The following is a 14,091-nucleotide window of genomic DNA, read 5'->3' as shown; positions in this document are numbered from 1 at the left end:
TATTTACATGTACGCAGTATTACTTACTGGAGGAAAACAATATAGAGTTCAAGAGGGAGACGTTTTATTCGTTGAAAAACTTGAAGCTGAAGTTGATTCAACTGTAGAATTCGATCAAGTATTAGCAGTTGGAAAAGAGGAAGGTTTAGTAATTGGTAAGCCTGTAGTTGATGGAGCTAAAGTTGTTGCTAAAGTTGTAGCACAAGGAAAAGCTAAAAAGGTTATAGTATTCAAATATAAGCCTAAAAAAGACTACAGAAAGAAACAAGGACACAGACAACCTTTCACTAAAATCGTAATTGAGAAAATAGAGGCTTAATTGTGATTAATATAAATTTTACAAAGAAATCTAGTGAGTTAGTATCGTTTCGTGTAAATGGTCATGCTGAATATTATGATCGACAAGAAAAAGTAACTGTTTATGATGATGTAGTTTGTGGATGTGTATCAAATTTAGCACAGGTAACAATCTTAGGATTAATAGAAGTGTTAAAGTTAAATGTAACTTATGTTGCAGATGAAGGTGATATACAATTAGATATATCAAACTTATTACATAGTGAAATAGAGAGTGCACAGGTTCTGCTTGAAACGATGTTACTAGGGTTGCAAAATTTAGAAATAAGTTATGGAAAATACCTTAAAGTATTAGTAGAGGAGGTGCAGTGATATGTTACTAATAAACCTTCAGTTATGTGCTCACAAAAAAGGAGTAGGTAGCTCAAAAAACGGAAGAGATAGTGAATCTAAGAGACTTGGTGTTAAGCGTGCAGATGGACAATTTGTACTTGCTGGAAACATCTTAGTTAGACAAAGAGGAACAAAAATCCATCCAGGAAACAACGTTGGAATAGGTGGAGATGATACTCTTTTCGCTAAAATAGATGGTGTTGTAAGATACGAGAGAATGGGTAAAGACAAGAAAAAAGCTAGTATTTATCCAGTTGATGTAGAAGTTGCAATAGCTGAATAGTTTAAAGGCACCCTTTATAGGGGTGCTTTTTTAATTAAGAATTAGGAATTAAGAATTAAAAAAATATAATCGTCATTTAGTTATTATAATTTAAATTCTAAACTTATAAAAACTTATTGTGTATAAGGATATAAATGCGTATTATTAATTATATATGGGAAAAACTTTATAATATAAAGTGGAGAGAAAGAATTAATAAAAAATGATTCTTAATTCCTAATTCTTAAGGCATATGAAAGTAAATAACAGAAGAAAATATATGTGTGTTACTTAGAAAGACACGTTGAATTTCATTTGTAATTTAATTAAGTATGACTAAATATAATTTTAGAAAGTAAGGTGAAGATATATGTTTATAGATACAGCGAAGATATTTGTTAAATCAGGAACTGGTGGTAATGGATGTATTTCATTTAGAAGAGAAAAATATGTTCCACTTGGAGGACCAGATGGTGGAGACGGTGGAAACGGTGGAAGTATAATATTAAAAGCTGACCGTAATATGACAACGCTATTAGATTTTTCATATAATAGAAAATTTATAGCAAATGATGGAGGAAAAGGTGAAGGTTCCAAATGTTATGGAAGAGATGGTGAAGACCTTATAATAAATGTTCCAATGGGTACAGTTATAAGAGATGCTGAAACAAATAAAATAATGTGTGACTTATCACATGCTGACGATACATATGTAGTTTGTAAAGGTGGAAAAGGCGGAAAAGGAAACTGTAAGTTCTGTACACCAACAAGACAGGCTCCAACTTTTGCAGAACCAGGGATGCCAGGAGAAGAAAGATTTATTAAATTAGAACTAAAATTACTTGCTGATGTTGGTCTTTTAGGATTCCCTAATGTAGGTAAATCAACATTACTTTCTGTTGTATCAAAGGCAAGACCTAAAATAGCAAACTACCATTTTACAACATTAAAGCCTAATTTAGGTGTTGTAAGTTTAAAAGGAATACAAAACTTTGTTATTGCTGATATACCAGGAATAATAGAAGGAGCATCTGAAGGTGTAGGATTAGGACTTGATTTCTTAAGACATATAGAAAGAACAAGACTTCTTATACATGTAATAGACATTTCAGGACTAGAAGGTAGAGATCCTATTGATGATTTCAAAAGAATAAATGAAGAATTAAAAAAATATAGTATTAAATTATGGGATAGACCACAAATAATTGCTGCAAATAAATCTGATATGTTATTTGATGAAGAAGTTTTTGAAAACTTTAAAAAAGAATTAAATAAAATGGGATATGACAAAGTGTTTAAAATCTCTGCAGCTACTAATCAGGGTGTAGATGAACTGATGAAAGAAGCAGCTGAAATGTTAACACACATACCAGTAGAAGATCTTCAAATAAGTGATGATGAAAAATATATACCAGAAGAAAAAAGATTTACTTACACTATAAAAGAAGAAGAAGAAGGGATATTTGTAGTAGAAGGATCTTTTGTTGATAGACTACTTAACAGTGTAAATGTTAATGATCCAGATTCATTAAGATATTTCCATAAAGTATTAAAAAATAAGGGAGTATTTGATGATTTAAAAGAAATGGGAGTACAAGACGGAGATATTATAAGGCTTAATGATTTTGAATTTGAGTTTTTACTATAGGAGGAAAATATGATAACAACTAAACAAAGAGGATACTTAAGAAAATTAGCAAATGATATGAACCCTATATTTCAAGTGGGTAAAGGTGGAATAGAAGAAAATTTCTTAGCACAAGTAGATACTGCTTTAGAAGCACGAGAGTTAATAAAAATAAAAACTCTTAACAATAGTGGAATTACTTCAAGAGAAGCATCTGATTATATATGCGAGAAATTAAACTGTGAAGGAATTCAAGCTATAGGTAGTAAGCTTGTATTATATAGAAAGTCAAAGAAAAAACCTAAAATAGAATTACCAAAGTAATATAAAGCAAATAAAAGTATCTTTTAGTTAAATCAAAATAACTAAAAGGGTAAATGAAATTTTAAATTTGGTAAATATTATTTTATGTGATATTATATATAATAGATTAAAAAGAGAAGGTTTTACTATGAAAAAAGCTATATTTGGAGGAACTTTTGACCCAATACATAATGGTCATATGAATATTGCATATGAAGCATTATATAAGTTAAAGTTGGATAAAATAATTTTTGTACCAAGTGGAAATCCACCACATAAAGATAAAAGGAATGTGACTGATGGAAGAATAAGGTATGACATTGTTAATGCTGCTATAAATGGTGAAAAGTATTTTGAAATAGATGATTATGAAATAGTAAGAGATGAAGCTAGTTACACATATAAAACCTTAGAGCATTTTAAAAGAATAGAATCTAATACAGATTGGTATTTTATTGTTGGTGCAGACAGTTTACTTGAAATAGAAAAATGGAAAAATGTAAAAGGACTATTAAAACTATGTGATCTCATAGTTTTTAATAGGCCTGGTTATGATATTCAAGATGTTAAACAACAAAAAAAATATATAGAAAAAAAATATAAAACGAAAATAATGTTTTTAAACGTTCCGTTAGTAGATATTTCATCAACTAATATAAAAAAGAAAATTTTAAAAGGTGAAAATATTAAGTACCTTATTCCTAATGAAGTTTTTCATAAAATACTTGAACTAAAGTTATATTCAAGGGGATGTGGAGAAATGGTTAATGAGACTGAAATATATCAGTACATTAGAGGAGTTTTAAAGCCTAAAAGATATACTCATACTTTAGGTGTTTTAGAAACTGCTGAAAATTTATGTGAAATTCATGGTTGTGATAAATATAAAATACGAATAGCTGCACTTTTACATGATTGTGCTAAAAATATGAGTAACGATGAATTAATTAAAATAACTAAAGAAAATAATTTAATAGAAATAGATGAGGTTATAGAGCATTCGCCTATGTTATTGCATGGATTTGTAGGGGCATATATAGCAGGTGAAAAATTTAATATAACTGATGTAGATATTATTAATTCAATTAAATATCATACAACTGGAAGACCTAATATGAGTATTTTAGAAAAAATAATATATATATCAGATGGAATAGAGCCTTCAAGAAAATTTGAAGGAGTAGACGATATTAGAGAAGTAGCAATAAAAGATTTAGATAAAGCTTTACTTATGATGTATAATCAAACTATAAAGTATATAATATCTAAAAATCAATTACTTTATCCGAAAACGATAGAGGCTAGAAATTACCTACTAATAAAATAATTGAGGTATTAATATGGGAGAAAATAATAAAAAAACAAAGAAAAAAAGGAATAAAAAGTCATCATCACTAAAAAAAATATTAATAATATTTTCCTTTTTAATATTTATGGTGGTTGGCGGTGGATATATGTATTTATCCACATTTAGTAATAACTCTGTAGATATTACTGGTAATGACAAAGACAGGAATCAAACTAAAGATGTAGAATCAGCAAATTTTTTAGTTATGGGTGTAGATTTAGGGTCAGGAGATGAGAATGATAAAAATGATCCTAAAAGAACAGATACTATAATGTTGGTTCATTATAATAAAGTTGATAAAAAGTATGATGTAATTTCAATTCCAAGAGACACTTTAGTAGAGTTGGAAGAAGGAACTCAGAAAATAAATGCAGCACATGCTATTGGTGGAGTTCAATACTTAGTTGATACAGTGGAAGATTTGTTAAATGTAAACATAGATTACTATGTAAAATTGGATACAATAGCGTTTAGAGAAATAATAGATGCTATTGGTGGTGTGGATATAGTTATAGATCAAGACATGTACTATGATGACCCAGTTCAAGACTTGCATATAAATTTTACTGCTAGTACAAAGCCTCAGCATTTAGATGGAAAGAAAGCAGAAGAGTTCTTTAGATGGAGAAAAAACAATGATGGTACAGGACTTGTAGAAGGTGATATAGGAAGAATAAAACAGCAACAAAAATTTTATAATGCCTTGTTATCTAAAGTTCAGAGTCCGTCAATAATAACTAAAGCTCCAAAAATATTAGGTGTTTTTCCTAAATATTTAGAGACTAATTTAAATGCTATGGAAATTATGGATTATGGATTAAATGTTATTTCAACACCTAAAAATAATATAGCATTCCATACATTAAGTGGAGAAGATGCATGGATTGATGAAACATCGTATTATATATATAAAGAAGAAATGAATAGTGATATTATATCCATATTAAAGAACGAAGATCCAAGTACTATTAATAAATCAAAACTTAGAGTTAGTATTTTAAATGGTACTAATCAAGGTGGATTAGCAGAAACTTTCGCAAATGGAATACTTGCAAAAGGATATGAAAATTGTATATATGGAAATTATGATCAATCTTTAAAACCAGTTAGCGTATCTGAAATTAGATTATATGGTCTAGAAGAAAAAGATAAAGCTAGTATAGAAAAAGATTTTGGTATAAGTAATATTAAAATAATGAAAGAAGTAAATCCTGATTGTGAGATAGAAGTAATTTTAGGAGAAGATAAGACACAGTAATTTAATTAGCTAATAGATTCATTATAAATTGAATTTATAAATATACACACAATTTCAAGGAGGAATTTAAAATGGAAAAGAAAATAATACACACAGAAAAAGCACCTGCAGCTTTAGGACCATACTCTCAAGCTGTTAAAGCAGGAAACATGGTTTACACTTCAGGACAATTAGCAATAAACTCTGCAACTGGAGAATTAGTAAATGATGATATAAGAAAAGCTACAGAGCAATCTTTAAATAACGTTAAAGCTATATTAGAAGAAGCTGGAACTTCAATGGATAAAGTAGTTAAAACATTAGTTTTATTAAAAGATATAAATGATTTTGCTGCTATGAATGAAGTATATGGAACATTCTTTACATCAAATCCACCAGCAAGATCTTGTTTCCAAGTTGGAGCATTACCAAAAGATGCTTTAGTTGAAATAGAAGTAGTAGCAATAGCTGAATAATAAATTGAAACTCCGGAATATATTCTGGAGTTTTTTTTGTGTGAAAAAAAGTTTTTTGGTATAATTGAAATATTAAGAGGAATTTTAATATGTTTTTATGTGATTTTATGAATACTGTAAGAGGACACATATTTATCTTGTGTGCCAGTTAATCCTACATATATTAGGTAGAAAAATGAATAAAAATTTTTATAATAGTTCACAAATCAATTTCTGGTTATAAGAAACCATATATAGAATTTTATATGAAAAATAATAATAGGTGGTGAAATCTTGGATAGCAATTTAATATATAAAGTTGAATCAAAAGGTGAAGGTATGAAGGTTAGAGACTACATGAAAGATGTTTTAGAGCTTTCAGGTAGATTCATAAAAAAGGTTGGGTTAAGCGATAGAATAAAAATAAATGGTAATGTTGTAAGGCTAAACCATAAGTTAACAGAAGGAGATATATTAATAATTCAAGTAGAGAAAAAAAATGAGAGTCAAAATATAATACCAGAAAAAATGGATATTGATGTTGTGTATGAGGATATGGATTTAATAATAGTAAATAAACCAGTGAATATGGTGGTTCATCCAACTAAAAGTTATCCTACAGGAACTCTTTCAAATGGAGTTCTAAATTATTTTAGAGAGAATGGTGAGAATTGCATAGTAAGATTAGTTAGTAGATTAGATATGGATACCTCAGGGTTAATAATGATTGCTAAAAACCAATTTGCCCATATGAGTTTAGCTAAAAGTATGGAAAATAACCTTATAACTAAAAAGTATCTTGCTATATGTCATAACGATATATTAGAAGATAGTGGTACTATAAATGCTAATATAGGAATAATGAAAGAAGACAGTATAAAAAGATCTGTAATGGACAGTGGACAACGAAGTATAACACATTTTAAAGTATTAGAAAGATTCAAAAAAGGTAGTTTAATAGAATTAAAGTTAGAGACTGGGAGAACTCATCAAATAAGAGTTCATCTTAGTTACTTAAATTGTCCTATATATGGTGATTCCTTATATGGTAAAGAAGAAAAAGAATATATAAAAAGGCAAGCATTGCATGCATATAAATTAATACTTCCTCATCCACGAACTGGTGAAATTATTGAAGTTGAGAAGGAAATGCCAGAAGATATGAAAAGACTTGTACATATTTTAAAAGAAGATGAAAAGTAAAAGACATTAGTACATCTAATGTCTTTTATTTTTTAAGAAAAACATATTTTTTTGATTCCTTTTTTTTATTGTTAAAAGAATAAAAACAATTATAAGCCCTAAAAATAGTGCGCAAATACCTGTTAAAATTAAAGTGAAGTTATTTGTGGAGTCAGTTATTGTATTATTTATATATTCGTAAGTACTTACAGTTTTTATTGGATAATAGTCTCTGCCGCTTATAAGAGGAATGTCTTTTTCTATATTATTATATTTAAAATGAGCAACCCCTACCTTTTGACCAGCTAAAATAGCGCTAGTATCTAAGGGCGTTATATCGTAAGTAATCTTAGGCTCATCTGTAACCATTTTGTCTTTAGTATAATAAAAACTTTCACCAGCAACTAAAGGTATTTCTACACCAGTTGTAGTACATTTATAATCAGTTACTTTACTATTTTTTTCATATAATTTTACAGTTTCAAAGTTATTAAAGGCCCATTCGAAAATATCCTTACTATCTTTGAAATATGTTTTATTTTGGTCTCTTAAAAGTGAGACTATAAAAGTTTCATTTCCCTTTTTAGCTGAAGCAACAAAAGAATGTAATGCCTCATCTGTAAATCCTGTTTTAGCGGCTAAACAAGGCTCATAATAATATTCAGAAGAAGGTTGTATAAGTCGATTGTCATTCCAAAGAGGTCTTTGTTCTTTGAATTTGTTTGTTGGTTCTAAAAATGTATTTTTAGTTTGAGATATTTCTAAATATGTAGAGTTTTTTAATAACTCTTTTTCCATTAAAGCTAAATCATAAGCTGTAGTTTTATGCTGTTTTTCATATAATCCATGAGGATTAGTAAAATTAGTATTTTTACAACCTAATTTTTTGGCGCGTTGATTCATCATTGTAGCAAAATTATCTATATTGCCACCAATATGTTCAGCTAAAGCAGTAGCAGAATCATTTGCAGATACCATTATTAAAGAGTATAAAAGTTCTCTAACTGTAAGAACTTCATCGGTATCCAGATATATTTTAGAGCCTTCTATAGTAGGTGGTAAGGTGCTAATTTTTACTTGTTCGTTTAAATCACAGTTTTCTAGTGTTAGCAAAGCAGTCATAAGCTTAGTAGGCGATGCTGGAGCATATTGAATATTTTCATTTTTACCATAAATAACTTCACCAGTTGAAGCATTTATAACAGCAACCCCCTCTGCACTAGCATTTGGAGCTGTTGTTGCTGCCATTACTAGATTTGTATTAAGCGTTATAAGCGTAAATGCACAAATTAAAAGTTTCTTTAATGTATTCATAATCATCTCCTAGTAATTTCAATTTAATATTAATGATTTTAACCAATAAACTTGCTTTATAATCAAGTTTCATATTGATATTCTTTTATAGGATTACAAATGTTTTAAAATTAGATTATTAAAACTAAAAATAAATATTTTTGTTTTTTATTAATATATAATAAAAAGCAACTTTTCCCTTATAAAGTTAAAAATATTTTATTTAAAGCAGTATATGTCTTAAATTATATCAGAAAAATACAGAAAAAGAAAATTAATAAATTATATTTGGCAATAATATGGATATAATTAAAGATTTAGTCCTAAAATGTAAATTATTTCAATTATATAGGGAGTTGATAATTTTATGAAAGAAAAAGAAAAAATAATAGGTTCAATTTGTATGGTAATAATGTCAATAATTTTTGTTTTAGGCGGTTATTTTATTTCAAAGGATAACAAATCAATTGAATGTGATGAAATTTTTTTAAAAGAAAAGTCTCAAAATAAAGATAAAATAACTGAAAAAGATGTTTTTAATGAAATAGAAAATGACGATAAAATTGAAAATGTAGCAGAAAAAAAATATATTGTTGTTGATATAAAAGGTCCGGTAAAAAATCCTAGAGAGTATGTTTTGTTAGAAGGTAGTAGAGTAAGGGATATAATAAATGAAGCAGGAGGATTAACTAAAGAGGCCAATGAAAATTTAATACATTTTTCTAAAAAACTAAATGATGAGGATTGTATAGTCATTCCTAAAATAGGAGAAAAATTAGAAGAAAATGATGAAGTTAAGGATTTAGTTGAGACAGAAAAAGGTGTAAAAAATACAGGAAAAGAAAATAATAAAATAAATATAAATAAAGCATCTATAGAAGAACTAAAAACATTGTCAGGAATAGGTGATAGTAAAGCAGAAGCCATATTAGATTATCGAGAAAGTAATGGTGGATTTAAAAGCATAGATGAACTTTCTAATATAGATGGTATAGGAAGTAAGACTTTAGAGAAATTAAGAGATAAGGTGGACATTAGATAGTTAATATTATAAAATTATTAGGGTAAAACAATATTGAGTTTTTATGAATTAACTAGATATTACTAAAAGAATACATGTAATAATATTCAATATTGTTGTAGAATAATAAAATTTAAGGAGGCTTAACATGGATAAGAGACTTACAGAGCTTTCAAAAACGTCAGGTTGAGCAGCAAAAATAGGGCCGGAGACCCTTTCAAAAATATTAGGTAAATTACCTAAAATGGAAAATGAAAACTTGATAGTTGGAATAGAGACTTCAGATGATGCAGCTGTTTATAAAATAAATGATGATATAGCAACAATACAAACTTTAGATTTCTTTACGCCGGTAGTAGATGACCCATACATTTTTGGTCAAATAGCGGCAGCAAATTCATTAAGTGATGTATACGCTATGGGAGGAAAACCAACTGTAGCTATGAATATAGTATGTTTCCCTAATTGTCTTAATATAGATGTTTTAGGAGAAATATTAAAAGGTGGAGCAGATAAAGTTATAGAAGCAGGGGCAGTTATTATAGGTGGACACAGTGTTGCTGATGATGAGCCTAAATATGGACTTTCTGTTATGGGACTAGTTCACCCAGAGAAAATATTGAAAAATTATGGATCTAAGGTTGGAGATATTTTGATTTTAACAAAGCCATTAGGAACTGGAATACTTACAACTGCTATAAAGGCAGAGATGGCATCTAAAGATGCTTATAATGAAGGTGTAAAAGTTATGAGCACTTTAAATAAATATGCAGGGGAAATTATAACCAAATATAATATAACTGCATGTACAGATGTTACAGGATTTAGCTTGATGGGACATGGCTATGAAATGGCAAGTGCATCAGAGGTAACATTTAAAATATTTAAAGATAAATTACCTATAATAAACTCTGTAGAAGAATATGCAAAAATGGGTTTAGTTCCAGCAGGGACCTATAATAACAGAAATTATCTGAACGGAAAATATGAATTAAATAATGTTGATGATTTTATTTGTGACATATTATTTGATCCACAGACTTCAGGTGGTTTATTGATATCAATACCTAAAGAAGAAGGAATTATACTTTTTGAGGAATTAAAAAGATTAGAGTTGAAAACTTCTATAATAGGAGAAGTTGTAGAATTTAATGATAAGCATATAATTGTAGAATAATTATTTGTAAAAGATGCATCTGATTTATGTTGAAATTTTAAAATGTTTAATTGCTATTTTAAAAATGAAAATAATTTATTAGGGTTTAGGAGAGTGCTTATGAACAAAGAATTATTAAGGAAACTTCCGAAAATTGATGAGTTATTAAAGGAGCCATTAATTCAGAAAGAAATAGATATTACATATAGAGTATTAGTAGTAGATTCTTTAAGAGAAGCTATAGATAAGTTTAGAAGAAATATATTAGAAAATAAAATTAATGATTTTGAAAGTGAAGATGTTTTAAATTATGCACTAGGAATTTTAACTAGAAAAAAACAGCATAATTTAAGAAGAGTTATAAATGCTACTGGAACAGTTATACATACAAATTTAGGACGTTCTCTATTAAGTAGCGATGCAGTTAAAAATGCTATGGAAGTGGCAAGTAGATATAATAATTTAGAATATGATATAAAAGAAGGAAAAAGAGGTTCTAGATATAGTCATATTGAAGAGTTAATAATAAAAATAACCGGTGCAGAGGCGGCTATAGTAGTTAATAATAATGCAGCAGCCATAATGTTAGTTTTAGATACTTTATCTAAAAATAAGGAAGTTATAGTATCAAGAGGTCAGCTTGTTGAAATTGGTGGATCTTTTAGAGTTCCAGAAGTTATGAAATTTAGTGGAGCTAAATTAATAGAGGTAGGTACAACTAATAGAACTCATTTATATGATTATGAAGACAATATAAATGAAAATACAGGTATATTATTAAAGGTTCATACATCTAATTTTAAAATTTGTGGATTTACTGAAGAAGTAGAACTTGATGAATTGGTAAAATTGGGAGAAAAAAAAGAAATACCTGTAGTAGAGGATATCGGAAGTGGAGTTTTGGTTGATTTTACAAAGTATGGATTTACTCATGAACCTACTGTTCAGGATAGTATAAAAAAAGGGGTAGATATAGTTACTTTTAGTGGAGATAAAATGCTAGGAGGACCTCAAGCTGGAATAATAGTTGGAAAGAAAAAATATATACAGGCGATGAAAAAAAATCAATTAACTCGTGCACTCAGAATAGATAAAATGACTTTAGCAGGATTAGAAGGAACATTAAGGCATTATTTAGATGAAAAAGATGCTATAAAAAACATTCCAACTTTAAATATGATATTAGCATCTAAAGATGAAATGAAGAAAAAAGCTATAAGATTTAGAAAAAAACTTAGAAATGCAGTTAAAGATTTTAAATTTGATATAGAAGAAGATTATTCTATGGTTGGTGGAGGATCTATGCCAACAGAAAAAATACCTACATATGTTATAAAGGTTAAAAATGAAAGTATATCGGTAGGGGAAATAGAAAAAAAATTAAGATTAAATGAGGTTCCTATCATAGGTAGAGTTTTTGATAATGAATTTATAATAGATATAAGAACTGTTTTTGAAGAGGATATAAAAGAAATTATAAAGGCTTTAAAAGATATGGAAAACTAAGTTTACAAAAATAATAGTTTAGGGTTTATTGGTCTATTTTATTAAATAAGGTAGGCCAATGTCTTTTTAAAATTTAATTTGAAAGGATGTTAGTTATGAAACATGTTATTATAGGAACTGCAGGTCATATAGACCATGGAAAAACAACACTGATTAAAGCGTTAACAGGAAGAGAAACTGACACTTTAAAAGAAGAAAAGGATAGAGGGATTTCTATTAATTTAGGTTTTACATATTTTGACTTACCATCAGGAAAAAGAGCAGGAATAATTGATGTTCCGGGCCATGAAAAATTTATAAAAAATATGTTAGCAGGAATAAGTAGCATAGATGTTGTTTTATTGGTTATAGCAGCAGACGAAGGAATTATGCCACAAACTAGAGAACATTTAGAAATACTACAACTTTTAAATGTAAAGAAAGGAATAATTGTACTTACTAAAGCTGATTTAGTTGATGATGAATGGATAGAGATGATAAAAGGAGATATAAAAAAAGAATTTGAGGGTACATTCCTTGAAAATGCTCCAATCCATGAAGTATCATCTAAAACAAAATTAGGGTTTGAAGCTCTTATTGAAGATATAGAAAATCTTACTAGTGAAGTAAATCCAAAAGATACAGAAGGACATTTTAGATTGCCAGTAGATAGAGTATTTACCATAAAAGGATTTGGTACTGTTGTTACAGGAACAGTAATAAGTGGACGTGTTAAAGTTGGGGATAGTATAGAAATATATCCATCTAAAATAATAACTAAAGTACGAGGTATAAGGATTCACGATGAACCATGTGAAATAGGAGAAGCGGGACAAAGATGTGCAATAAACCTTTCTAATATAAAATTAGAAGAAGTGTCAAGAGGAAATGTTATAGCAAAAGAAAATATAATGGAACCTTCTTACAATATAGATTGTAATTTATATTATTTAAAAAGTGCAGAAAAACCATTGGTAAATAGACAAAGAGTTAGACTTTACCATGGTACAGAAGAAGTACTTTGTAGAGTAATTATATTAGACAAAGATGAGCTTAAACCAGGTGAAAGTGGATACGTTCAATTGAGGTTAGAAAAACAAATAACAGCACAACGTAATGATAGATACGTACTTAGAAGCTATTCTCCTATGTTTACAATAGCAGGTGGATCAATAATAGAGCCAGTAGCTAAAAAAGCTAAAAGATTTGATGAAAAGTATATAGAAGAATTAAAAATTAAAGAGAGTGGAAAATCAGAAAGCATATTAGAAAATGTCATAAGTCAATTAAGTAGCACATATCCTAATAAAGCTAATATATTAAAATCACTTGGAAAAAATTTAGAAAATATTGATGAAAAAATAGAAGAACTAGTTGAAAATAAAATTATAATAGAACTTAAAGCATCAGAAAATAATATATATGTTCATAAAGAGTTTTTAAAAAATAAGATAAATATAATAGAAGAAAAATTAGTAGAGTTTCATAAGATTAACCCTTTAAAATTTGGAATGTCAAAAGAGGAAATAAAAAATAAGGTTTTTGGTAAAGCTTTAAAACAAAAAAATTATGATGAAATTTTAAATCTTTTACAAGATAGAAATATAATAAAAGTAAATTCTAAATTTATATCTTTGTTTAATTTTAAAGTTGAATATAATAAAGAACAACAAAGAATTAAGGAAACATTGATAAAGTCATATAAAGAAACAAAATATAATTGTCCCAAGTATAGTGATTTGGCTTTAAATGAAAAAGATAAAAATAACTTTAAAATGGTATTTGAATCTTTACTTGATCAAGAGTTGTTGGTAAAACTCAATGAAGAGTGTATAATAGAAAAGGGAAATTATGATAAAGCCAAAATTATGCTAAAAGAATATATTGAAAAAAATGGATCTATAAGTGCATCATCAACAAGAGATTTATTTGAAACTAATAGAAAATATGCAGTTGCTATGTTAGAACATTTTGATGGCATAAAATTCACTAAAAGGATAGAAGACGACAGAATTCTATATTAAAATTATAA

General features: G+C 27.9%; 14 protein-coding genes and 1 pseudogene. 14 read left to right on the top strand and 1 reads right to left on the bottom strand.

Features of this window, described 5'->3' with window-relative positions:
• The first annotated feature begins 7 nt into the window (after nucleotides 1–7).
• The 10 genes and pseudogenes from rplU (at nucleotide 8) to KQI36_RS02260 (ending at nucleotide 7,125) form a co-directional block, all read left to right on the top strand.
• Nucleotides 8–319 carry a 50S ribosomal protein L21 gene (rplU, locus tag KQI36_RS02305; protein WP_010292661.1) on the top strand — a complete coding sequence of 104 codons (312 nt, stop codon included), beginning with the start codon at nucleotides 8–10 and terminating at the stop codon, nucleotides 317–319.
• Between the two features lie 2 nt (nucleotides 320–321).
• Complete coding sequence (locus KQI36_RS02300; protein WP_216449476.1) at nucleotides 322–669, top strand: ribosomal-processing cysteine protease Prp; 348 nt, start codon at nucleotides 322–324, stop codon at nucleotides 667–669.
• 1 nt (nucleotide 670) lies between these two features.
• A complete protein-coding gene (gene rpmA / locus KQI36_RS02295) occupies nucleotides 671–973 on the top strand; it encodes a 50S ribosomal protein L27 (protein WP_010292658.1) in 303 nt (100 codons plus the stop codon).
• A gap of 349 nt (nucleotides 974–1,322) precedes the next feature.
• Nucleotides 1,323–2,600: a GTPase ObgE gene (obgE, locus tag KQI36_RS02290; RefSeq protein WP_216449475.1), complete on the top strand. Its 1,278-nt coding sequence runs from the start codon at nucleotides 1,323–1,325 to the stop codon at nucleotides 2,598–2,600.
• A gap of 9 nt (nucleotides 2,601–2,609) precedes the next feature.
• Complete coding sequence (gene yhbY / locus KQI36_RS02285) at nucleotides 2,610–2,903, top strand: ribosome assembly RNA-binding protein YhbY (RefSeq protein WP_010292656.1); 294 nt, start codon at nucleotides 2,610–2,612, stop codon at nucleotides 2,901–2,903.
• Between the two features lie 127 nt (nucleotides 2,904–3,030).
• Nucleotides 3,031–3,624: pseudogene (gene nadD / locus KQI36_RS02280) on the top strand (nicotinate-nucleotide adenylyltransferase); the annotation flags it as partial.
• A gap of 18 nt (nucleotides 3,625–3,642) precedes the next feature.
• The gene (gene yqeK / locus KQI36_RS02275) at nucleotides 3,643–4,209 is read left to right on the top strand and encodes a bis(5'-nucleosyl)-tetraphosphatase (symmetrical) YqeK (RefSeq protein ID WP_216449922.1); all 567 of its coding nucleotides are present in this window, start codon (nucleotides 3,643–3,645) and stop codon (nucleotides 4,207–4,209) included.
• Between the two features lie 13 nt (nucleotides 4,210–4,222).
• Nucleotides 4,223–5,488 (top strand): LCP family protein, encoded by a 1,266-nt coding sequence (locus KQI36_RS02270; protein ID WP_216449474.1) that lies wholly within the window; start codon nucleotides 4,223–4,225, stop codon nucleotides 5,486–5,488.
• Between the two features lie 71 nt (nucleotides 5,489–5,559).
• Nucleotides 5,560–5,943, top strand: a complete 384-nt coding sequence (locus KQI36_RS02265) for a RidA family protein (RefSeq protein ID WP_010292649.1) — start codon at nucleotides 5,560–5,562, stop codon at nucleotides 5,941–5,943.
• A gap of 273 nt (nucleotides 5,944–6,216) precedes the next feature.
• Complete coding sequence (locus KQI36_RS02260) at nucleotides 6,217–7,125, top strand: RluA family pseudouridine synthase (RefSeq protein WP_216449473.1); 909 nt, start codon at nucleotides 6,217–6,219, stop codon at nucleotides 7,123–7,125.
• A gap of 15 nt (nucleotides 7,126–7,140) precedes the next feature.
• Here KQI36_RS02260 and KQI36_RS02255 read toward each other — a convergent pair whose 3' ends face one another.
• Nucleotides 7,141–8,418, bottom strand: a complete 1,278-nt coding sequence (locus tag KQI36_RS02255) for a serine hydrolase (RefSeq protein ID WP_216449472.1) — start codon at nucleotides 8,416–8,418, stop codon at nucleotides 7,141–7,143.
• 346 nt (nucleotides 8,419–8,764) lie between these two features.
• On the opposite strand from KQI36_RS02255, the gene KQI36_RS02250 reads away from it, so the two are divergent.
• The 4 genes from KQI36_RS02250 to selB all read left to right on the top strand — a co-directional run bounded on the left by KQI36_RS02250 (nucleotide 8,765) and on the right by selB (nucleotide 14,083).
• A complete protein-coding gene (locus KQI36_RS02250; RefSeq protein WP_216449471.1) occupies nucleotides 8,765–9,439 on the top strand; it encodes a helix-hairpin-helix domain-containing protein in 675 nt (224 codons plus the stop codon).
• A 127-nt stretch (nucleotides 9,440–9,566) separates the two neighbouring features.
• Entirely contained in the window at nucleotides 9,567–10,595 is a 1,029-nt protein-coding gene (gene selD, locus KQI36_RS02245) for a selenide, water dikinase SelD (RefSeq protein WP_216449470.1), read from the top strand.
• A 99-nt stretch (nucleotides 10,596–10,694) separates the two neighbouring features.
• The gene (selA, locus tag KQI36_RS02240; protein WP_216449469.1) at nucleotides 10,695–12,080 is read left to right on the top strand and encodes an L-seryl-tRNA(Sec) selenium transferase; all 1,386 of its coding nucleotides are present in this window, start codon (nucleotides 10,695–10,697) and stop codon (nucleotides 12,078–12,080) included.
• 95 nt (nucleotides 12,081–12,175) lie between these two features.
• Nucleotides 12,176–14,083, top strand: coding sequence for a selenocysteine-specific translation elongation factor (gene selB / locus KQI36_RS02235; protein WP_216449468.1), 1,908 nt, complete (start codon nucleotides 12,176–12,178; stop codon nucleotides 14,081–14,083).
• Nucleotides 14,084–14,091: the final 8 nt, after the last annotated feature.

The sequence above is a fragment of the Clostridium senegalense genome, from assembly GCF_018916625.1.
In the GTDB taxonomy this organism is placed as follows: Bacteria; Bacillota; Clostridia; order Clostridiales; family Clostridiaceae; genus Clostridium_J; species Clostridium_J senegalense.
This window is presented reverse-complemented; position numbering and strand designations above follow the sequence as displayed.